Annotated in this window: 19 protein-coding genes and 1 pseudogene; 15 read left to right on the top strand and 5 right to left on the bottom strand. The window is 42.2% G+C overall.

The features are described from left to right. Positions 1–3 precede the first annotated feature (3 nt). From ACMCM8_RS16610 to ACMCM8_RS16600, 3 genes are all read left to right on the top strand, one after another. A complete protein-coding gene (locus tag ACMCM8_RS16610) occupies positions 4–342 on the top strand; it encodes an MGMT family protein (RefSeq protein WP_412723692.1) in 339 nt (112 codons plus the stop codon). A 45-nt stretch (positions 343–387) separates the two neighbouring features. Further along, entirely contained in the window at positions 388–1602 is a 1215-nt protein-coding gene (locus ACMCM8_RS16605; RefSeq protein WP_412723691.1) for an HD-GYP domain-containing protein, read from the top strand. 335 nt (positions 1603–1937) lie between these two features. After that, positions 1938–2579 (top strand): OmpA family protein, encoded by a 642-nt coding sequence (locus tag ACMCM8_RS16600; protein WP_412723690.1) that lies wholly within the window; start codon positions 1938–1940, stop codon positions 2577–2579. A gap of 85 nt (positions 2580–2664) precedes the next feature. Here ACMCM8_RS16600 and ACMCM8_RS16595 read toward each other — a convergent pair whose 3' ends face one another. The 4 genes from ACMCM8_RS16595 to ACMCM8_RS16580 form a co-directional block, all read right to left on the bottom strand. Next, entirely contained in the window at positions 2665–3138 is a 474-nt protein-coding gene (locus tag ACMCM8_RS16595; RefSeq protein WP_412723689.1) for a nuclear transport factor 2 family protein, read from the bottom strand. A gap of 134 nt (positions 3139–3272) precedes the next feature. Then, on the bottom strand, positions 3273–4274 hold the full coding sequence (locus ACMCM8_RS16590) for a LacI family DNA-binding transcriptional regulator (protein WP_412723688.1): 1002 nt from the start codon (positions 4272–4274) through the stop codon (positions 3273–3275). A 45-nt stretch (positions 4275–4319) separates the two neighbouring features. Further along, positions 4320–5888 carry an MFS transporter gene (locus tag ACMCM8_RS16585; protein WP_412723687.1) on the bottom strand — a complete coding sequence of 523 codons (1569 nt, stop codon included), beginning with the start codon at positions 5886–5888 and terminating at the stop codon, positions 4320–4322. A gap of 36 nt (positions 5889–5924) precedes the next feature. Further along, entirely contained in the window at positions 5925–7262 is a 1338-nt protein-coding gene (locus ACMCM8_RS16580; protein ID WP_412723686.1) for a GH1 family beta-glucosidase, read from the bottom strand. A 518-nt stretch (positions 7263–7780) separates the two neighbouring features. Here ACMCM8_RS16580 and ACMCM8_RS16575 point away from each other — a divergent pair. The 9 genes and pseudogenes from ACMCM8_RS16575 to ACMCM8_RS16535 all read left to right on the top strand — a co-directional run bounded on the left by ACMCM8_RS16575 (position 7781) and on the right by ACMCM8_RS16535 (position 18545). Continuing rightward, the gene (locus tag ACMCM8_RS16575; RefSeq protein ID WP_412727774.1) at positions 7781–10714 is read left to right on the top strand and encodes a TonB-dependent receptor; all 2934 of its coding nucleotides are present in this window, start codon (positions 7781–7783) and stop codon (positions 10712–10714) included. Positions 10715–10830: 116 nt separating this feature from the next. Continuing rightward, positions 10831–12438 carry a tryptophan halogenase family protein gene (locus ACMCM8_RS16570; protein ID WP_412723685.1) on the top strand — a complete coding sequence of 536 codons (1608 nt, stop codon included), beginning with the start codon at positions 10831–10833 and terminating at the stop codon, positions 12436–12438. A gap of 10 nt (positions 12439–12448) precedes the next feature. Next, positions 12449–13945, top strand: coding sequence for a tryptophan halogenase family protein (locus tag ACMCM8_RS16565; protein WP_412727772.1), 1497 nt, complete (start codon positions 12449–12451; stop codon positions 13943–13945). 202 nt (positions 13946–14147) lie between these two features. Continuing rightward, complete coding sequence (locus ACMCM8_RS16560) at positions 14148–14321, top strand: hypothetical protein (protein ID WP_412723684.1); 174 nt, start codon at positions 14148–14150, stop codon at positions 14319–14321. 237 nt (positions 14322–14558) lie between these two features. After that, a complete protein-coding gene (locus tag ACMCM8_RS16555) occupies positions 14559–14825 on the top strand; it encodes a hypothetical protein (protein ID WP_412723683.1) in 267 nt (88 codons plus the stop codon). A 349-nt stretch (positions 14826–15174) separates the two neighbouring features. Beyond that, complete coding sequence (locus ACMCM8_RS16550) at positions 15175–16368, top strand: hypothetical protein (RefSeq protein WP_412723682.1); 1194 nt, start codon at positions 15175–15177, stop codon at positions 16366–16368. Positions 16369–16433: 65 nt separating this feature from the next. Further along, positions 16434–16898 (top strand): annotated as a pseudogene (locus ACMCM8_RS16545) (DUF3427 domain-containing protein); the annotation flags it as partial. Positions 16899–16918: 20 nt separating this feature from the next. Further along, the gene (locus ACMCM8_RS16540) at positions 16919–17515 is read left to right on the top strand and encodes a class I SAM-dependent methyltransferase (RefSeq protein ID WP_412723681.1); all 597 of its coding nucleotides are present in this window, start codon (positions 16919–16921) and stop codon (positions 17513–17515) included. A gap of 10 nt (positions 17516–17525) precedes the next feature. Further along, positions 17526–18545 carry an HNH endonuclease gene (locus ACMCM8_RS16535; protein ID WP_412723680.1) on the top strand — a complete coding sequence of 340 codons (1020 nt, stop codon included), beginning with the start codon at positions 17526–17528 and terminating at the stop codon, positions 18543–18545. A gap of 235 nt (positions 18546–18780) precedes the next feature. On the opposite strand, the gene ACMCM8_RS16530 is transcribed toward ACMCM8_RS16535, so the two are convergent. Further along, on the bottom strand, positions 18781–19368 hold the full coding sequence (locus ACMCM8_RS16530; RefSeq protein ID WP_412723679.1) for a hypothetical protein: 588 nt from the start codon (positions 19366–19368) through the stop codon (positions 18781–18783). Positions 19369–19683: 315 nt separating this feature from the next. Here ACMCM8_RS16530 and ACMCM8_RS16525 point away from each other — a divergent pair, with 315 nt between their 5' ends. The 3 genes from ACMCM8_RS16525 to ACMCM8_RS16515 all read left to right on the top strand — a co-directional run bounded on the left by ACMCM8_RS16525 (position 19684) and on the right by ACMCM8_RS16515 (position 22277). Further along, entirely contained in the window at positions 19684–19866 is a 183-nt protein-coding gene (locus ACMCM8_RS16525) for a helix-turn-helix transcriptional regulator (RefSeq protein WP_412723678.1), read from the top strand. Positions 19867–19942: 76 nt separating this feature from the next. Continuing rightward, entirely contained in the window at positions 19943–21346 is a 1404-nt protein-coding gene (locus ACMCM8_RS16520; protein WP_412723677.1) for a DUF3987 domain-containing protein, read from the top strand. Between the two features lie 220 nt (positions 21347–21566). Continuing rightward, positions 21567–22277 (top strand): PmeII family type II restriction endonuclease, encoded by a 711-nt coding sequence (locus ACMCM8_RS16515; RefSeq protein ID WP_412723676.1) that lies wholly within the window; start codon positions 21567–21569, stop codon positions 22275–22277. Positions 22278–22287: the final 10 nt, after the last annotated feature.

The raw sequence follows: 22287 nt of genomic DNA, 5'->3' as shown, positions 1-22287 counted from the left end.
GACGTGGTTGAGCACGCTGTACACTACAGAGTTAAAAAAACGCTTTCCGTGGTTCCGGAGGGGGTCGTAGTGAGCTACGGACAACTAGCCGATTTATGCGGCCTTCCGGGACGGGCAAGAATGATAGGCAAATGCTTGCGTGAAATAAAGGGGCAACTCAATTGGCATCGCGTAGTTAGAGCGGATGGCAAAATTGCGTTTCCTGAGGGTTCTGAAAAAGCACATGAACAACGTGAGCGTTTGTTAGAAGAAGGCGTTATAGTGAGAAACCAACGTATCAATATGAAAGAATTTGGCTGGAAGCCAGATCTGCACACCATGTTAACTGAGCTTGAGTATTGACAGTGGTGTCAAACATACTATTTTGTGGGAACAGAAGCTTTTTGTATGCTAAAAAAAATATCGATTGATCAGTTAAAGCCGGGAATGTTTGTTCATAAGATATTGGAGCAAAAGGGTGCACTATCAATAACTAATCAGGGGCGTGTGACCTCTAAGGACATCGTTAACGCGCTGAAAAAGCGAGGTGTGTTAACGTTAGCTATTGATACTGAAAAAGCATTTGACCCCGATGGAAATGCAGGGGAACAGCCTAAAGCGACGTTGCCAGAAAAAGTAGAAGTACCCGTTACAAAAGTAGACTCCCCAAAGGCGAAAACGATTTCACTTGAAAGTGAACTAGTCAGAGCCACTGCACTTCACAAGCAAGGTAAGGCTATTCAAAAAGCATTATTAAAAGCTGTACAGAAAGAAATGCCTTTTGATAGCAGTATCCCAAAGGAATTTTCGAACAAATTGGTCGAGTCGATAGACAGAAACCCAGACGCCCTGCTCTGCCTAACTAAAATCCGCGAAAAAGACGATTACTTGTTAGAGCATTCATTAAATGTGGCCATATTATTGGCTAACTTCGCTAAATACTTGGGAATGGCAGAAGATGATGTACAAAAGCTTTCATATGCAGGCTTTTTACATGATCTCGGAAAAATTAAAATACCCAATGAGATCCTTCACAAACCGGGAAAACTGACCGACAGTGAAATGAAGGTGATGAAAATGCACGTGCAATACGGCGTTGAGCATCTACAAGAAACAGACATAGAACAATCGCTCATTCAAGCCATAAGTGAACATCATGAGCGCTTGGACGGTCAGGGCTATCCCATGGGTAAAAAGGGTAACGATATAAGCCATGCAGGGCGCATGTTGGCTATCGCAGATATGTATGATGCACTGGTCGCTGATCGCGTCTACAAAGCAGGAATGTCAAGTCAAAAAGCATTTTCGATTCTAATGAAAGATGCACCTGAAAGACTTGATGTAAATTTAGTGCAAAAGTTTATTAAGTGTATGGGCATTCACCCTGTTGGTAGTGTGGTGCTACTCTCCAACGATCGACTGGGATTGGTACTGCAGCAAAACGAATATCCCCTGACTCCCATTGTTAAGGTGTTTTATTCTGTTAGACAGAGTTCGTATATCACACCAAAAGATTTAGATCTTTCCCAAGAAAAATCGCTTTCTATTGTAAAAGCCGTTACGGCGGCGGAATACAACATTGATATCAACACCTTTTTTGAGCGGGCAGTTTCCATTGGGTAACTGCCTTTGTAGCTTTTACAGGGCATGCCACCAAACTACTCTCTAAACTACTTCCATTGTTAACCTTCCATTCAGCTTCGCTATCTACAATTAAGTGTAGATAATCAGCGACAGATGAGTAAGCTGAACGCGTTGTTGGGGTATGCGTTAGGCGCCTTATACAGTGAAAAGCCTTATGCCTAGGCACAGGAACTTTTTTACAGGTGCGATATCTCACTGGAACATATTTTGCTGAATCATTATCACGCGTTGTATCAATTTTAAGTTTTCTACCAGAACGTGCGCGTCACTCATTTTTGGTACATAAGGCTCGACTATCGAGATAAGAGGATGTTATGAAAAAAACACTGGCTATAGGATTAATTACTGCGTCATTAACAGTAGCGGGTTGTGCCAATGACCCAAACAATACACAAAAAGGAGCCGCAATAGGTGCAGTAGTCGGCGCACTACTGGGTAAGGCTACCGGAGATCATGATAAGAGCCGCTATGCCTGGGGCGCTGCAGTAGGTGCCATTGCTGGTGGGGCAATTGGCAACTATATGGATAAGCAGGAAGAAGCGTTGCGCAGTGAATTATCTGATTCTGGCGTCCAAATTATTCGTGAAGGTGACAATCTTCGGCTGATTATGCCGGGCGACATTACCTTTGCGACAGACAGTTCAAGCATAAGCCCTAACTTTAATCCCGTTCTTCAGGACGTCGCTAAAGTGGTGAACAATTACGAGAAAACGGTGTTGATGATTAAAGGCCACACCGATGATACTGGCTCTGAACAGTACAACCAGGCCTTATCTGAGCGCCGAGCGGGTGCGGTTAAGAATTTGTTGATCAATTTCAATGTTAACCCTACCAGAATTACTACTGTAGGCATGGGTGAATACGCCCCTAAAGTACCAAACGACAGCGCTGCTAACCGTTCAATAAATCGCCGTGTTGAGATGGAAATACAGCCACTGACACAATCGAATACCTAAGAGTGTTACACAGTATTGAAAATAGCCCCTTGCTCAAGGGGCGTTTTCAGTCGTTAATCGTTCAACGCTAATATAGTTGGAATTATTATTGCGGCGCTCTGAAGGTCTGAATTTGGTTGGCAATATCATCAGCAAGTGCATTTGGTATGGGGATCGTTAGGTGGTATTGGGACACTTTCCACCTATTCCCTTCTTTTATTAAAACACCCGTGCCCCGGGTTTCTCCTAACTTTTGGTTATCAAGTAGCTCGTCAAACCACGCCACATTACCCTGTTTCGCGAAGTAAACATGCCTGTTTCTGGGGATATAAGTCCAACCTTTCCCTTTATCGAAATGGGGCTTCGCATAGGCTTTGAATTCTTCGATACTCCACACTTCTGATGCATCTGTACCGATAAACACAGCCTCGTCACTGTATAAATCAAAGTAGCCTTCATAATTTGCCGTGGCGGCATTGTGATGTAACGCATCGAGTACTGTATTAACAGCTTGACGGTGGTCGTCAGCTGTTGCTGCTGCAGTAAAAAGAATGAAAACATAGGCCAAAAGGTGTTTCATGAGTACGCCATCAAAGTAATTGAGATAATTTGCATTATGCAGTGTAAAGCGCAGGGAGTATATCTAAAGCCATAAAACAACTAGGCTTTTAGTCATCGGAGTCAGAAAATAAAAGACGCTAGCTGAGCATTGGCTTATGCATCATGATGCATAGTTGACTCGCGGACGACTAACGAAGGCTCAAACAAATGCTGAAGCTTATTATTCTGTCCGTAGACCTTGTTTAAAATATAATTGGCCGCTTCTTTGGCCATCTTGTCGATTGGGTTACTGACAGTAGTGAGACGAGGAAAGACATGGTGAGCAAAAACCACATCATCAAATCCTACGATTGAAAGATCGTGAGGTAAACTCATACCAAGATCTCTGGCACAGCTTATGGCACCAGAAGCCATCCAGTCGTTAGCACACACCAAGGCTGAAAAGGGAATATCACGCGCCAATAATTCTAACAGGCCAACTTTCCCATCTTCTTCAGAATAATCCCCGTTAAAAATTAACTGAGTATTTACCGCAATCCCAGCTTCATTTAGTGCGCGTTTGTGCCCCTCTAATCGTTGTGCTGCGTCCCTTTTCTCAGTTGGCCCAGAAATATAGGCAATATTCTTGTGACCAAGCTCTAAGAGGTGTTGGGTGGCAAGATAGCCCCCCTTCTCGTTATTTAAACTGGAACAGGCATCAGGCAAATCGTCAATTTGCCGGTTGACTAAAGCAATCGGTAACTTCTTCTCGTTGAGCTCTATAAGGTACTCATCAGACAGCGCTTCAGCGTGCATAATAAGGGCGTCACAATTGCGGCTAATTAAAAACTCAACTGCGTCTTTTTCAGTTGCTAAGCAATTGCGTCCGACGGTGATGATGACGTGCTTATCAGCCGCCCGCATTGTAGATTCAACCGTTTGCATTAAATGACCAAAGAACGGAGAATTTAATTCTGGTACGAGCACCCCAACACTGTCTGAACGGTTGTTCGCCAGTGAGCGCGCCACCGAACTGGGACGGTAATCAAGTTCTTTTACCGCCTTTTCCACCCGTTCTTTAAGCGCTTGGTTAACCGTGGATTTACCATTTAGCACACGAGATACTGTGGACAGCGATACACCTGCCCGTTCTGCAACTTGATAAATGGTAGCCACGTAATACAACCTCGTTTTTTTACATGATAAAAATAGCCAAAGGCATTATGCCGTTAACGGCGGCTGTTCGCTACGTCGAGCCAGCAAAGCTTGAGTAACTTCTTGTTGTTCCTTGTCATTAAGTGGGTATAAGCAAATAAGCGCGGCGCCAGCAAAGCCGAAACACGCGGGTATCCAACTCATCAATGACACCATTCCAGGTAGCGTTTGCTCAATGGTAGTGATATCCAACCCATTGTATCCATAGCTTCCTAAGACGAGAAGTACCAATGCCCCTGCAAATCCGCCCCCCGTTTTCTGTACGAAAGAGCCAGCTGAGTATACTAAACCGGTTGCGCGCCTACCTGTTTTATATTCACTGTAGTCTGCGGCATCACCGAGCATAGAGAAGAACAGCGTAGGAAGGATAGCGGCGAAAAATTCAGCCCCGCAGCCCAACACAAAAATGCCAATCACACTGCCTTTAGGAACAAAGTAAATTGCTGAAGTAAGCACACTACTTACCAATAATGCCGCGATAAAAAGTTGTTTTCTTCCCATTCGAGTGGCTAAAAATGACGTTGAAAGTGCGCCAAATATGGACACGATCAAAAGGGCGATAAAGAAATAACCGGTTAGCAATTCACTGCCCATATAATACTTAAAGTAATAGGCAATTACGCCGTACTTTATCCCGTTAAACATCATGGTGAGAAACCCCATTCCAAGCAGTATTAGCCATGGTTTATTGGAAAGGAGGTCGATAATGTCTTGCTGAGAGCGGCTATTATTTTCTTGTGGACGCCTTATTAAACGTTTGATTGCCAAGGTGGTCACAATCATTACTAACACAAAAATAAGACCAGTGAAAACGTCCCTAAAATAGAAAAACGCAGTAATTGCTGAAAGCGGAACAAGTATGAGCGGTAGTTGTTTGCACAAGTCTTTTAACTCAGTCCACAACGTGGCACCAGGAGGAGTGAGCGGCGAGTCTGTTGGAACTGCCTGCAATGTTACCCGTTCTTTAGTGGTGAATACGGTAATACACATTAATATGACTAAAAGAGATGCAAATAGCCACATAGTGTATTGATAACCCCGTGCGGTATGCCCTTCACCGAACCACTCTACTAGCATGGGCAAACACCCCATCACCAAAAGTCCGCCTAGAAAGGCGCCAGCAAAGCGATAACCTGACAAACTCGTACGCTCCTTATCATCGCTTGTCATCACGCCCATTAATGCCGAATACGGCACGTTATTTACGGTATAGGCCAACGTCAAACCGATGTACGTCAGATAGGCATAAACCAGCTTTGCTGAATAAGAAAGGTCAGGCGTGGTAAAACACAGTACCATGAAGAGCCCCAGAAAAGGGGTTGAACCCAAAATCCACGGCCTGAATTTACCCATTTTGGTGTGGGTTCTATCGGCAATCATGCCCATGATAATGTCAGTCACACCATCAGAAAGGCGAACCACTAAAAATAACATTGCCGCGGCGGCAGCGGTAATGCCAAACGTGTCAGTATAAAAAACGGCGAGATAAGCCAGTGCTCCACGCCAGACTAAATTGGCGGCGGCATCACCCATGCCATAACCGACTTTTTCCTTTAAAGATAATTTATGGTTCATCACAATCTGTTATTACCTGTAGAATTACCAACTGTATTAACGTCGGCTTGCCAAGAGTGCTTTATAGGCTTTTGCACTTTTTTTAAGGGTGCGCTTTTGCGTATCAAAATCGACATACACTAGACCAAATCGCTTTTCGTAACCTTCTGCCCACTCAAAGTTATCTAGAAGGCTCCAGGCAAAGTAACCACTTACTTTCACACCTTTTTCAACGGCCTCGTGAACCATGTTCAAATGCTGGTGGTAGTAGGCGACGCGATCATCATCATTTACTTCACCATTTTCTAACTTATCAGCCATGGCAGCACCATTTTCAGTAATATAAATGGGAGGCAAGGTGTAGCGCTGATGCAGTGACGTTAGCAACTCATAAAGTGCCTGAGGGTATATTTCCCAGCCAATATCAGTAGTAGGTTGCCTGTGTTCATGTTCATAAAACAATTCGCCTGCCTCTTTTGGCGCTGAATAATGAAGGCGGGTATAAAAATTAACTCCTAAAAAATCAAGAGGTTGGCATATTATATCCATATCATCCGCTTCAATGGGAGGGCGATCCGTTTCAGGTAATGCATTAATAACATCAGGGTAACTGCCTTCCATTACTGGTTGCATATACCACTGGTTGATATATTCGTCTGCTTTCTTTGTGGCAGCAATATCTTCAGCATTGTTAGACGCGGGATAGCAAGGCGTAAAATTAAGTACAATTCCCGCTTGGCTACCGGGAACATTCTTACGCAACACTTTCATTCCAAGCCCATGGGCAAGCAATATGTGATGGGCAGCCGTGCGACCATTGTTACGACCGTGTTTACCTGGCGCGTGTACACCAATTTCATAGCCTAAATAAGCGCTGCAAAACGGCTCGTTAAACGTCGCATAAGAATAGACTGTTTCGCCTAAGGCAAGGGATATTTTGTCAACATAGTTTTCAAATTCATAGGCAGTTTGACGATTAAGCCATCCACCTTTGTCTTCCAGATATTGCGGTAAGTCCCAATGATAAAGAGTAACGAACGGCTTTATGCCTTTGCTGTTTAACGCTTCAATCAGAGTTTGGTAAAAAAGCACACCTTGTGGATTAAGTGCACCAGTCTCTGTCATCACACGGGGCCAGGCGATCGAGAAGCGATAGGCGTCAACGTCCAAATCCAGAAGTAGTTCAAAATCTTCGCGCCAGCGATTAACGTGATCACATGCAATATCCCCATTTGAATGATCTGCAATGGCATTGGGTTGTTCACAGAACTTGTCCCAAATGCACGTCAATCTATGCGCTATATCGCCTTCAATTTGGAAACTGGAGGTAGCAGTGCCATAAACAAATGACTTTTTCAGTAGTGGGCTGTTAGCGGGTAGTGAAATGCTATTCATAGTGCAGAAAAAACCTTTGTTTATGCATGCAACGTCGCCGCAACGCAGACACGCAGAATGAACGAAATTTTGTTTGTCGGTTTATAGCATAAAAAAATAGCAATTAGAAAGCGCTTTCTCATTCAATTGTCATTTAAAGGTTAACAGATGTAAAAAAACGTAAATATATCTCGTCTTACAGATAGCTTTGACTGTTTTAGGGTTGTTGTTTTATGTATATGAAAATATTGCCTATTTACTTATTTGTATAGGCTTGGCAACTACGTTCAAATACAGTCCTGTGAAATATTTGTAAAAAATGTGTTGATCTAATACTTTTGTTGCATTAATGTTCGGAAAGCGCTTTCTTCTGCGTGGGCTGTGTTGTTTCTTTTTCTTAAGAAAGCCCTTTCTTGGAGCGCAAACGGATGAGCTACACACACAAAAGCACAATTAAAGAGAGAAAGACCGTGACACAAACAACACCGCACATAAGTAAATTAGCAGCTAGTCTGTCTTTGATTCTTGGAACTGGTTTAATTACGCCTGCACTCGCACAAGAGGTTGAAGACAAAGACATCGAAGTCATTCAAGTATCGGGAATACGCAGTAGTGTTCAGGAATCTATGGGGATCAAGCGCGACTCTGCCGGGGTTGTTGATGCTATCTCTGCTGAAGATATTGGTAAATTTCCAGATACCAACTTAGCAGAATCTTTGCAGCGCATTACGGGTATTTCAATTAGTAGAAATAACGGTGAAGGTAATCAGGTTACTGCGCGTGGTTTTGGCCCTGACTTTAATATGGTGACCTTAAACGGTCGTACTATGCCTGGCTCTGCGTTACCTGGTGGTGGCGGTGCAGCTAACTCACGTGCTTATGATTTCTCTGATTTGGCCTCTGAAAGTGTAAGAGCTGTTGAAGTATACAAAACTGGTCGCGCAAGCATTGCAACAGGTGGTATTGGTGCAAGTATTAACATTCGCACTGCACGACCTTTTGATGCCGCTGATCACGGTGTTACTGCAAGTGTTGGAGCAAAGGCACTTCACGATACCACTAACCGCGTAGGCGATGATGTAACACCTGAAGTCTCTGGCTTTATCAACTACCTAAGCGAAGACGATACCTTTGGTGTTACTTTTACCGGTTCCTTCCAGCAGCGTGACAGTGCAGCGCAAGGTGCCTTTGTAAACCAATGGCGCGTGAACCCATTTGATGGCACGGTACCTCATTCACCAGATCCAGCAAATCCCGCAAGCGGTGACCCTGTTGTATTAAACAACGCGCCTGCAATAGGTCAGCTATTTGCTATTCCATCAGATCTTCGTTACTACATGGCGGATAGAGAGCGTGAAAGAACCAATGCTCAACTAACGGTACAGTTTGCACCATCTGAAAAAATGACAGCAACGCTGGATTACACCTATTCAAAGCAAGATCTATTTGAAGCACGTGCTGAACAATCTATCTGGATGGACGACAGATATTTCACTGAGTTAACGTTTGATGACGAGACGGTAAAAACACCGGTACTCATCACACAAGAGCGTCGTGATCTATTACCACGTGACTTAGGCCTTGCAATGCAAGAGCTAAATCAGGTTAACGAAAATAAGTCCATCGGCTTTAACCTTGAATATTTCGTTAATGACGATTTGACCTTGGTGTTAGACGTACATAATTCTTCTGCAGAAGGACGACCTGATGCCCCTTATGGTACATGGACCAACTTAGGTCTTGGTGCCAACATAGTTCGCGGTCAAGGTGTAGATTTCCGTGGTGACTTCCCCATTATGCTGGTTGATTTTGACGACGTTTCACGCGACAACCTCAACGGCAATGGCGTGCTTGACCAAGACGACGTAGGCACGGCAATTCTCGATATGAACTTCTCATCTCAAGATACCGAAATTACCCAAGCGCGTCTTGATGGTACCTATGTAATGGATACCGGCAGCATTAATTTTGGTATCGAGTCACGTGCGATGGAAAGTACTTCTCTGCAATCACTTACCCGCCATACCATGGGTAACTGGGGTATTGAAAACCCAGGTGAATTACCAGCTGGAATACTAACGCCGCTTGATTTGGCCAGTGAATTTAATGACTTCAATACTGATGGTATTTTCTCTCAAGGCTTTACCGGCAGCGTGGCTGAAATTGGTGCCTTTGCCGCTCAGGAATACGGTTTTGATTTCTTAGCGAATAACCCGTATGCCACGAACCGCACAATTGAAGAAGACATTACCGCCCTTTACTTCGAATTCGACCTGTCGGGTGAATTAAATGGTATGGAATATAACCTTCTTGCCGGTATTCGTTATGAAAATACCGATGTAACATCAATTGCTAACATCAGCTTACCAAGTGGTATTGCGTGGGAAGGTAACAACGACTTCAACGTGCGCTTTGGTAGTGAAATGGAAGACGTTGAAGTTAAAACAAGCTACGATCACGTTTTACCAGCACTTGATTTTGATATTGAAGTGGCTGAGAACATGATTGCTAGGTTCTCATATAGCAAAACCATAGCTCGCCCTACTTACAACAATTTAAGTGCAGCTGCGACGGTATCACCACAAAGTGGACCTACGCTCATCACCGACAGTGTGACAGCGACAGCAAGTTCGGGTAACCCGGCAATTGTTCCGCTGGAATCAGACAACGTCGACCTTTCTTTCGAATATTACTTCGATGAGACAAGCTATGTATCGGTAGGTTTCTACGACAAGCGCGTTAAAAACTTTATTGGTAACGAGCAAGTTGAAGAGAACATCTTTGGCCTTCGCGATGCCACGGCAGGACCACGTGCGCAAGCTGCACGCGCAGAGCTAGAAGCGAGAGGCATACCGGTTAACGATACCTCGTTATTTAACATGGTGGCGGCAATGGAAAACGGTATCGAATACGACTCACTGACCGATGAGCAGTTCGAACAACAATTCGATGTGCTGCCTAACAGTGACGATCCATTGCTAACCTTCATTAACTCAAAACCGGTTAACAACAAAGCGGCTAACATCTACGGGTTTGAGTTAGCGGCGCAGCACTTCTTCAGCGATACCGGGTTTGGTGTACTTGCCAACTATACGACAGTGACCGGTGACATTGGTTTTGACAACAATGCCGATCCTTCAATCACTCAGTTTGCACTAGTTGGGTTAAGTGACACTGCCAACCTTATCTTGATGTACGAAAAAGATGCATTGCAGGCACGTATCGCCTACAACTGGCGCGATAAGTTCCTTGATACCACATCACAATATGTGAACGAGCCGGGTTATACCGAAGCGTATTCTCAAATTGATTTTAACGTTTCTTACGATATCACCGAAGATCTCACGGTATCGTTTGAAGGGATTAACATTACCGATGAGAACATTCGCCGTCACGGTAGAACCAGTGCAATGTTGTGGAAGTTAGACGAACTTGGTGCACGTTACGCCTTAGCTGTGCGCTACAAGTTCTAAGAGTTAGGGTGTGTTTACCCGCTAAGGCGTATAGGGTTGCGCTTTAGCGGGTTTTTTTGTCATAGTGAGACCAATTAAACACACACGCTCATATAAAAAACCATTGAAGTATATCTATGACCCAGCCCAATTATAATAATGCACAACAGATTAAACGCATTGTCATCATAGGCGGTGGGACAGCTGGATGGTTATCAGCAGGTGTGTTGGCATCTAAACTAAACAACGACTTTTCTGTCACCCTCATTGAATCGCCCAATGTACCCACTATCGGTGTAGGTGAAGGCTCGTGGCCATCCTTACGCGATACCCTGATGGACATAGGCATTAATGAAACCCAATTTTTAACCCTTTGTCATGGCTCGTTTAAACAAGGCTCTTCTTTTATAAACTGGCGCAGTACATCAGCAGCGCCACACAGCTATTGCCACCCTTTTACCGTGCCTATTGCGTACAACGAATTAGATACGCACGCGTGTTGGCAAGCGTTTGCGCCGCAAGAGCGCTATGAAGACGCGTTTTCATTGCAGGCTGCAATGTGTAAGGCGGGCAAAGCGCCAAAGCAAAATACAACCCCCGACTATGCCCATGTACTTAACTATGGCTATCACTTTGATGCCACAGCGCTGGCAAACCTGCTAAAAACACATTGTACCGAGCAATTGAAGGTGCATCACAAGCAAGCGCACATTGCCTCAGTTCACCCACACGCAAACGGGTATATCGATCATGTAGTGACCGATAGTGGCGATGCAATTTATGGTGATTTGTTTATCGATTGCTCGGGTAGCCACGGCTTACTTATCGATAAACACTTCAGCGTACCCTGGGTGTCGGTAGCAAACACCATGTTGAACAACCGTGCACTGGCTGTGCAAGTGCCTTATTCACAAGAAGATGATGCAATTGCCAGTACCACAGTGGCGACCGCCCAAGAAAGTGGCTGGACCTGGGACATCGGTTTGCAACACAGACGCGGTGTGGGGTTAGTTTACGCCAGTGACTTTTTAGAAAAACAGCAGGCAGAAGACACCCTGTTAAAGCAAGCCAGTCAGCGTTATCCTGCGGTAAATACGGCTGAACTCTCCTTGAGAAACCTGGAATTCTCGCCCGGATACCGACAACAGTTTTGGGTTAAAAACTGCTTAAGTTTAGGTATGTCGTCGGGTTTTGTAGAGCCGTTAGAAGCCTCTGCCATTGCAATGGTGGAATTGGGGCTACGCATGCTTTGTGAAGCCTTTCCCCACTCTATTCACCATATGGAGCACGTTAGTAAGCGCTACAACAAGCGTTTTACCTACCGCTGGGAACGGGTTATTGACTTTCTTAAACTTCACTATGTATTAAGCGATCGCGAAGAGCCCTATTGGCGTGCACAGCGCCACCCTGACACAATTCCTGCCTCACTGAGTGAGCTGTTAGACCTTTGGCAATACCAAAGCCCCTCTCGCTTAGATTTAATTGAAAACGAAGAAATATTTCCATCGGCAAGTTATCAATACGTGCTTTACGGCATGGGATACTGCACGCGCAAAACCGCGCTTAAAATGACCCAGAGCACAGCGCGTAAAGCGGCCGATATTCGCGAGAAAATGCGCCACAATATGCAGGCTTACTTACACGGACTACCAAGCAACCGCGAACTGTTAACGCACCTCGCTGCGCAACATGCTGCAAACAACAATAATAAGGAACAAAAGCGTGACCTCATTGGCTTCAGATAAATTGACCGGCATGGGCTCGGCTTCAGCGCACCCACAAAAACCGGTAAAAAGCGTGGTGATAGCCGGTGGTGGCACGGCAGGATGGATGGCGGCGACCGCCTTATCCCACTTATTAGGCAAGTCGCTTTCTATTACCCTCGTAGAGTCTAAAGACATTGGCATAGTGGGGGTGGGCGAAGCCACCATTCCCCCAATAAGAACCTTTCATAAATTGCTGGGTATTGATGAAAAAGCGTTTATGAACGCCACCCAGGCTACGTTTAAATTGGGTATCGAGTTTCAAAACTGGCGTGAGCAAGGCCATAGCTATATTCACTCTTTTGGTATTACCGGGCGGGAATGCTGGGCAGGGGAATTTCACCATTTTTGGTTAAGAGCAAAAGAGTATGGCTTTGCCGACGAATTTGGCGACTACTGCCCTGAACTGGTGGCAGCCAAGCAGGGTAAATTTGCCACCTCAGAATCCATGCCGTTGAATTTTGCGTATCACTTCGACGCTGTGGCGTATGGGCGCTACTTAAAAACCTTAGCGTGTGACGCGGGTGTAATGCATGTTGAAGGCGATATCAGTCAGGTTAATGTGTGTGAGCAAAGCGGTAATATTACGTCACTTACTCTGGCCGATGGCAATGCAATACAGGGCGACTTCTTTATCGACTGTACCGGGTTTAAAGGCTTACTTATTGAAGACGCGCTGCACACTGGCTACGACAATTGGAGCCACTATCTATTGTGCGATAGCGCCGTTGCCATGCAAACAGAATTAGCCGGGCCGCCCGTACCTTATACCAAAAGTGTGGCGCATTCGGCAGGGTGGCGTTGGCAAATTCCGCTGCGCGAACGCATGGGCAATGGCTTGGTGTACTGTAGCCGTTACATGAGCGATGAGCAGGCGATAGATACACTGCGCAACGAGGTGGTCGGTAACCCTATTAACGAACCCAGAGTGATCCGTTTTACGCCGGGTAAACGCAGAATGGGGTGGAACAAAAATTGTGTGGCATTGGGGCTAGCTAGCGGCTTTATCGAGCCTTTAGAGTCCACCAGTATTCATTTGATTATGACAGGGTTAGTCAGATTAATGCGCCTGTTCCCATTTGATGGTGTAACGCAAAGTGCCATTGATGAGTACAACAACAAATTTACCAGTGAAATGGACGCCATACTCGACTTTATTGTAATGCACTACAAAGTCACAGATCGGCATGACAGTGCCTTCTGGCAACAATGCCAGCGGATGGATATCCCTGCGTCACTGACTCACAAGCTGGCGCTATTTGAACAAACCGGACGCGTATTTCTCGACGATGGCGATATTTTTAGAGTCGACTCCTGGACCCAAGTATTAATGGGGCAAGGCATGATGCCAAAACAATATCACCGTGTGGCCGATGAAATGAGTGAGCAAGCGCTTAAACAGTTTATGGCAGGACTAAAGCAGCAGGTGGACAACCATGTGGCTAAGCTCCCGTCACATGACGCGTTTTTAGCTCAGTATTTGGGGTGAGAATATAAAGTAATTAGTGAAGAAAGCCCTGATGTGACAGGGCTTTTAGTGTTAGCGCCTTAGATTCAGCAAGCCCTACAAGACATTTTAAGAACAAATTCGAGTCATTTAGAAACGCAGCGTTATCTTTTCCTTTATATTAACGCAAAAGCAGTTCTTAGAAGACGGACGCTGTTACCTTGAAAAACACGGTATTACGGCTATGGAAGTGCCTTCATATATGCAATTAAAAGGCACGATTAGAAAACTGGGTATTCGTACTCAAACAGAATTCAAAAGTGCATTGAAAGACGGGATGTTTGGGCAGCATGTGCCAACCAATATTGAAGTGTTTTATGGAGATGAATTTGAGGGCTGGAATTCTCTGCTATGCTGAAACAGTAATTTCTTGCCTTTCGAGGAAGCCAGAGAAACGGCTAGATCTTTTGGACTTAAAACGTCCTACGAGTGGGTGAGGTTCAGCCGTACAGGTAATAGATCATATAATATTCCGACATGATTGATCCCAGAGATAAAGCTTACCTAGATAAATAACAACAATCCTGTTTAAACGGTAGCGCCATAGATAACCTGCGTTATCATTAGTACAAATTTGAAGAATCAGGAGGTTGAAATGCTATTTTTATTGTTGGGTTTACTATTAATGCCATTTATCGTGCTGGCCACTTTAGGCGGTGATGTAACTTGGTTTGTATTGTTTGTCGGTGAAGCGGCAGTTTTAGCGTTGTATTTTGTTGTGAAGAAGTTCTCCAAATACAATGAAAGCGCTACTTATGCAAAAAATGTAAATTCTGATGACGTCGATGATGAAGGGCTTTTCAAACACCACTTTTCATCAGGAATCCGCTTTGTTCCGTCAATTGTTGGCGATGATGATTAAAAAGTCCTCTCAAATGACGGTCTATTAAGTCAAGCTGTGGCTAACAAGTGACTTTGTTAACCATTTTTATTTGTTCTCTCTGACTTTTAAGCTCTAATATCGGTTAATCAAAGAATAAGTAAAGCCATTGGTCTCAGTACTAAAATCAATACCACATTAATTGGCGAAATCGGTTTCAATTTAAAGATCTTTCAAACAAATTATTTAGTGCAATTAAAATTTAGTTTACTAGCAAGTAACGCTAAAAGGCATTTCTGACGGTATTCCAACTCATTTATACCTTTCATGTTTATCACACAAATGTATAGTAAAAACAGGTTGAAGATTAAACTTAAAAAGGAATACTAGTATGCTAATAGATAACTTAGCAGCACTGATATACGAAAATAAAATAAAGGAATTCAAAGAAAATCTTTCTATTTATTCTAGTCCTAAATTAAAAGCTGTGCTTAATACACCCGATAGCTGTGAGGATTACATAGTTCATATTGCAATAAAATCAAAGCAGGCAGGGCTTCTTCAATGGTTGTTAGAACGTGGTGCGGAAGAACAAAACAAAAATTATTGGGGTAACTCGGCTCTTGAACTAGCTACCCAGCTTAAGTACCAAGATGCAATTGATATTATCAATCAATTTAAAGAAAACATTAACAAAAACAAAGATAAGCTTACATTGCAACCTTGTGCGAATAGTATCGAAGCTGATTTACAAAAACAAGTTGACGCACTCAAAGCAAAAATATCGGCCTATGAATCAAAGCCAAATCAGCTTTTGAACACTGTAATCTCAGAGTCAGTCATTACCTGCCTATGTTCAATTTCAGACTGTGATATCTCTAAATTTAATATACCTGATGAAATAAAGAAGGACTCCGACATAGAAAGGCGGTTTGAGTCTTTAGTCTATGATTTAAAAGTACTTCAGGAAGATGTATTACGGCAAATTACTGAACGATTAGGGAGTACCCCTTCAGATTTGAACAATAAAAAAATTCAGGTTCAAGTGGAAGAAAAGCGGAAGTGTTTTATTGGGTTAAACCTTCATAACATAATAAAAAAAATACAAGACAAATACTGGGTATTGGAAAAGTACGCATGTAACTTGTTTGGCATTCAGATTAGTGAAGAAAGAATGCCCAGAACAAGTAGCTCAGAAGTCCATAGTGAAGAAATTATTTCCATAACGATTAACAATACTACTTATTATTTAGAGTATCTTAATGTTAGAAAGGAGTGCTGGACACCAGATGATACCTACTTAAGTTGTCACAAAACGTACACTTTTAAAAATGAAAAGAAAGAGCCCCTATCAAGTATCACATGCCCCTATGAATATGACATACGTTATGGCCTTGAAGTCGATAAAGAATTTGAACCGTGTAACATTACATCGTTCAAAAACGGAGATTGGATAAAGGATATTAAAAATATAGCTCAAGCTATAGATTATGCAGAAAGTGAAGAAAAACGCATTGAAGATGAAGAGAGAGCGAGCCAGCGTAACGCGGAATTGGAACAGTTAAAACAAAACTTTGATCTTTAAACCAAATTAATAAGATAAAAAAATGATTTTTAAGGATTTTGTCGCAAGTTGAATTGGTTTTAGGTTTGGGGGAAAGGTCTGCTCGTGAGCAAATTTTAGTTGGTTTTGGTGCTACCACATTTGAGAAGCAGCCAAATTCAAGAGAAGGTGTGTTTAATATTAAAGAGCAAAATATCGAATTGTTGTTTGTTACTTTGAATAAAAATGAAAAACAGTTTTCGCCAACCACCATGTACCACGACTATGCGATCAATAAGAATCTTTTCCACTGGCAAAGTCAAAATTCAGCCAGACCTGATCGAGGTAAAGGTTTAGAGTACATAGTGCATAAAGAAAACGGCAAAAGGCTTTTCTTATTTGTGCGTGAACAAACCAAGGACGAATATGGCAGAACTATGGGGTTTGTAAATTTTGGTGAAGTTGAATACGTATCCCATACAGGCAGTCAGCCAATGAACATTACTTGGAAGTCACGAAATACAATGCCTACATTTATGTGGAAACAAGCCGCTAAATTGGCCTTGGCTTAGGTAAGAATAATTATGGAAAATTGGATATTAACCTAAACTTTTATCAACGAAATAAAGACAGCTTAATAAAACAATACGATAGCGTTTCCTTTGAGTCTGTCCATAAAGACTGGTTGGAATACATACCATCGAAAGGTGCTGTTCTTGATATAGGTGCGGGATCCGGTCGGGACGCTCGTTATCTTTCTAGCCTAGGCTTAAAAGTATTTGCTGCTGAGCCTGTTTTGTCTTTACTGATAAGCGCGAGAGAAAACTCTGTCGATCACGATATCATTTGGTTTCAGGATAAATTGCCAGCCCTCTATGAAGCTAAAACACTTGGAACTAAATTTGAGCTAATTCTATTAAGTGCGGTTTGGATGCATCTATCACCAGAAGAGCGAATATTGTCGATGCAGAACATGTCCTCTTTAATTAATGCTGGTGGTAAGTTGGTTATAACGCTGCGCTATGGAGAGTTCTCTGATGGTAGGAGTGCATTTCCAATAAGTGTTGACGAAGTGAAGAAATTAGCAGATGCAAACGGCTTAAATCCACTATTAGAAACTGAATTGAATCCTGATCAATTGGGTCGTGGAAAAGTAGTGTGGCAGACAGTTGTTTTAGGAAAAAAATAGAGGGAACGCAGTGGAAGCGCTTTATAAACATCAAATAGATTTTATTTCCTACATGCAACGGCTATTACAAGAAGGTGACTTTTCATCGACCTATAAGTTTGCATTTTTACATGCATTGGCTGATATCTGTATTGAACGAGATGTGCCAAGCAATGGCCAATTGGTAATTAGCTTTGATGAAATAGTTGAAAAGCTCATATTATTGTACTGGCAACACGCTAAGCCGTTTTTTGTCGAAGGAGAACAGTTACAAGGTGGAATCTTATTACAGAACTCAGGTAAACAAGCAAAGATCATAGCTGATATCATTGAACTTCAAGACAGCGGAGCGCGCAATTTAACTCAGGCAAAAGCATCAACATTTTGGCCGCAAATTTATCGCAATACGTTGGATACCCTAAAAAAAGGCCCATTGTGGCGCTTACAAATATTATCTAAACAAGAAGATTGTTACCTATTTCCACACATAAAGAATCGTAACTACATAGAGTTAAATCCCGGCATAGCCGACTGCTTTCGCCAGTTCCATGATTTAGTTGTACAGTTTGCCCGTCAGGGCTGGATTGAAAAAGTTTCTAAAATCCAAGAAAACCAGTCAGTAATTGGGCGTGCTGGTGAGCTCTCGGATTTCTTATTTGGGACTTCTCGTAATTCATTGAAAATAGCCGCTGATTTGTTAAAAGACATCCAACATGGTAATTGCTTCTATTGTGGCAAACCCCTTAATGAAAAAGCGGAAGTTGATCACTTCATTCCATTTACCAAATACAATAACGATCTTGCTCACAACTTTGTTCTTGCTCATAGAGTGTGTAACAACAATAAGCGCGACTATTTAGCCGCCCCATTACATAGGGAAAACTGGCAAGATCAAAACTTAGTAGTTCACGAAGATAAAATAACTAAAGAGCTTTCTGCGTATTTTGTTTGTGATGCTAAGCGTATCGCGCAAGTTGCAAATTGGGCATACGATATCGCTGAAAAAAATGGCAATAAATTCTGGTTTAAAACTAAAGACGTGTTTGTTTAAGTTATTAAAATTGGTTTTGCGTAAATGTACCGCTTCACTTTATAAATTAACCTAGCTTGAAAATTGTTTCTCATAAAAAAGCCCAGTAAAACTGGGCTTATGACTTTTTTCAGGAATGTATTAGAAATTATTCAATATTCTGGATCTGAAAATTGGGCAAAAACAAATTATTGTTATGAATCATATGTATGTACGGTTGTTATATATCAATAAGCTTACATTGTAATACCTATTGTCACACCTTGAGTTTCATTTCTTTCATCAGTACAGATACCCTTTGCTCTGATCTACCTACTAGCCTTGAAATTTCGCGTTGCGTTAATCTTTTACCTTTCCTATTGTATTCGCTGATTACAGCCTTGATGACCCCCCTCAACTCTTTATCTTTTGATACTCCAGGTTTCAACTTTTGTTCCTGTAATTTCTCGTACGCTTCATGTCTAGCCAGCATTTGAATTAAAAGTGGATACCAAACACTCGCATCTTTTTCGATTTTCAGATGATGGGGCTTTATTGGAGGAATACCCATATCCTTTGAATTCATTAATGATTTTATGATCCTTTCCACTAACTCAACGTTGTTGGTAGCTTGGAGTGACAATGCTAGCTTAACTTTGTTGAACGTAATTGGATAAGCCCATGAGATGGCTTTATAAAGACTCTGTGTTTGTTTTACTATGCCTGAGTGTTGAAACGGGTATTTATTGATTACAGTAGCTTCAGAGGGTGTCTCTGTTACTTTCAGCAAGTTTGAGGATAACTGAGAATAATAAAGGTGCTTAGCTTCATTCTTGTTTAATGCCACCTTCTTTTTTTCAAACATCAATAGTATTCGCCTTTTATCCCGTTCATGTTGGCTCTTTGAGTTTCCTGTCGATTTGTGAATATTGCAAAAATACAATGTTCTGCCATTACGCATTCTAGTATTGGCAACAGTACGCCAACAAAAAACACAAAAATCAAAATTCATATTAGCCCTATGTGTCAATGTGTTAGCCCTTTTTTATGGCGTACTACCGATTAGAAATCAATATAATACACGATTATAAAAACCCAAAAAAGTGAACCTAGCTAACATAGATTTCGATTGACTTAAGTATCAATCAGATTTTGAAGTGAAAATGAAAAAGGAGTTCATATGTATTTTCAGCAAAAGATCGTTCGACCAGCAGAGGTAGCTGCAACTTTAGGAATTAGCACGGTCACTCTTTGGAATTGGCGTCGCAAGGGGATCATACCCGAGCCAATTAAATTTGGCCCCCGGTTCATCGGCTGGCCAAGTGCGGTTCTAAACGAGTGGCTTGAAACGCAACAAGCATAACCACTAATGACAACCAAGGCTCTAAAAGCCAACAACCTGGTGAACTGGATAGTCACCATATTTACAAAGGATGTGTATGAAAAAGATTTTTGACTCATTAATTAATCTGATAAATCAACAGCAAAACAAAAAGCCTGTTTCAAATTTGAATAATGAAGCTGAATCAGAAGTAACAACAGATGACATTTTCAGCTGGGAAGAGCCTAGTACTATTACTGATGAATGCTCTAACGTCGAAGAAATGACACCAGAATATCTTCCTGAAAGGGTTTCTGAGTATGTGTTCTCCGAAGCAAAACGATTAAATAATGCACCTGTCGAATATGTTGCTGTAGCTGTACTAGTATCAGCAGCTGCGGTGCTTGGAGGGAGTGCCGTCATACAACCTAAGCGTGATGATACTGATTGGACTGTGGTACCGACCCTTTGGGGAGCCTTAGTTGGAGGACCTTCGCTTATGAAGACACCTTCAGCTGAGGCTGGAACAAATTACATATTCTCAAAGGATAAAGCTAAGGATCGCGAAGAAACAGTTGTAATTAATGATGTCACGCCTGAGGCAGTCGCCATTACTCTGGCAGAAAACCCGAAAGGTATTTTGCTCTATCGTGATGAGTTGGCCGGCTGGTTAATCAATTTAGACAAGGAAGAGAGAGCAGCTGAAAGAGCATTTTACTTACAGGCATTTAATGGCTCAGGTCGATTTGTTCAGGATCGTGTTTCTCGAGATAAAATAGAGATTGAGCCTTTGATCATATCTGTACTAGGCGGCATACAACCGAGCTTACTACTTCCCTTATTGAAATCTCGCAACCAAGGTAAGGCAAATGATGGGCTTTTCGAGCGTATGCAACTTATGGTGTTTCCTGATGCTAATCCTGAGTTTGTTGATATGGCTAGAAATCCATTATTAGAGCTTGATTTAGAGAACACTTTTCAGCTTTTGAAAATGTTCAGAGTGTCGAACGAGAAAGCTAGGTTTCAGTTTTCTGATAATGCTTATCAAACTTGGAAATCGTTCTCTGAGTCTATCGTTCAACGATTGAGTAATGAGAGTGAGCTTACACAAGCCTTGCTGGGAAAATATCCTGCGTTATGTGCAAAGCTGGCATTGGTGTTTCATATGCTTTCACAGAATGATATTGAAAACATTTCTGGAACAATTGATAAGGAGCATGTCGTGCGAGCGGTTAAGTGGTCAAAATTGCTTGAATCTCATTACAAACGCCTTATGAATTTGGTTAACGCTGACAAAGATAGTTCGGCAGCGAAAACTTTGGTTTCTAACTTAGCAAAGTTGCCTAACCCTTTCAGTAAGAGAGATTTGGTTAGGAAAAAGTGGCGTAATCTAAGCTCAACAGCAGATTGTGAAAAGGCACTACAAATCTTGCTGAAAACGGGTCATTTAAAGGTTTTGAAAAAATCAGTAAATGGTCGAGTTTCGAGCTCTTACGCTATCCACCCAGATTTTGTCGGGTAATATTGTACTGGCATTACTGACATACTTTAGTGATGTCAGTAATGTCAGCCTAATAATCATAACTAAATAGTTTGATAACCCTTCGCTACTTCATTGTTAAACAGAGACTTTGCACCAGTTGCAGTAAGCATTATTTTTCAGAACCTTTCTTATGTACTGATGATCAATTTGACTTTAAAGGGTAATATTAACTCCACTAATTAGAATGGAGGCTAACTCTTTGAGCAAAGAATTTTTATTAAACCAGATAACTGAATACTTCGAGCAGAAAATATTCTTAAACCATAAAGAAAAATCCCTAAAACAAAACGCCCGATTAAAATCATACAACATTAACCCAATCGTCGTTCGATATTTATCAAAAGTTCTTGCGGATGGATTTACTCCCATGGGGGTGGCAAAAGCCCTTTATTACCCAAGAGTTTTGGGAACTTCTATCAACACATCGTTTGGCGATCGCATCCAAAAAATGTTTGTTGAATTAGGGTTGGCTAGAGGCTCATTAATAAAAGGCATGGACATAGAATTCGAAGACCAGATTGATGGTCGAAACAAGTGGTGTCAGCTAAAGGCAGGACCGAATACAATTAACTCTGAGGATGTAAAACCGCTTTTACGAAAGTTTTCTACTGTTACCAATTTAGCAAGAACAAACTCGATGAACCTAAATAATAGCGACTTAATCATGGGTGTGCTTTATGGCACTGAACCTGAATTGAGTCAGCATTATATGGCAATTAATGAACACTACCCAGTTATAGTGGGTCAGGAGTTTTGGCATCGATTGACAGGTCACGAGGACTTCTACAATGAATTGGTTTTTGAATTAGATAAACTAATATTTAGCCTGCCTACGGACGACTTTTTGACAGCAGGTTGTGAAGCACTTGCAAAGGAAATTGAAGAAAGTGGAATTTTAAAAGGCAATTAATTTTCAACTT

The sequence above is a fragment of the Alteromonas sp. D210916BOD_24 genome (genome assembly GCF_047159385.1).
GTDB lineage: Bacteria > Pseudomonadota > Gammaproteobacteria > Enterobacterales > Alteromonadaceae > Alteromonas.
This window is presented reverse-complemented; position numbering and strand designations above follow the sequence as displayed.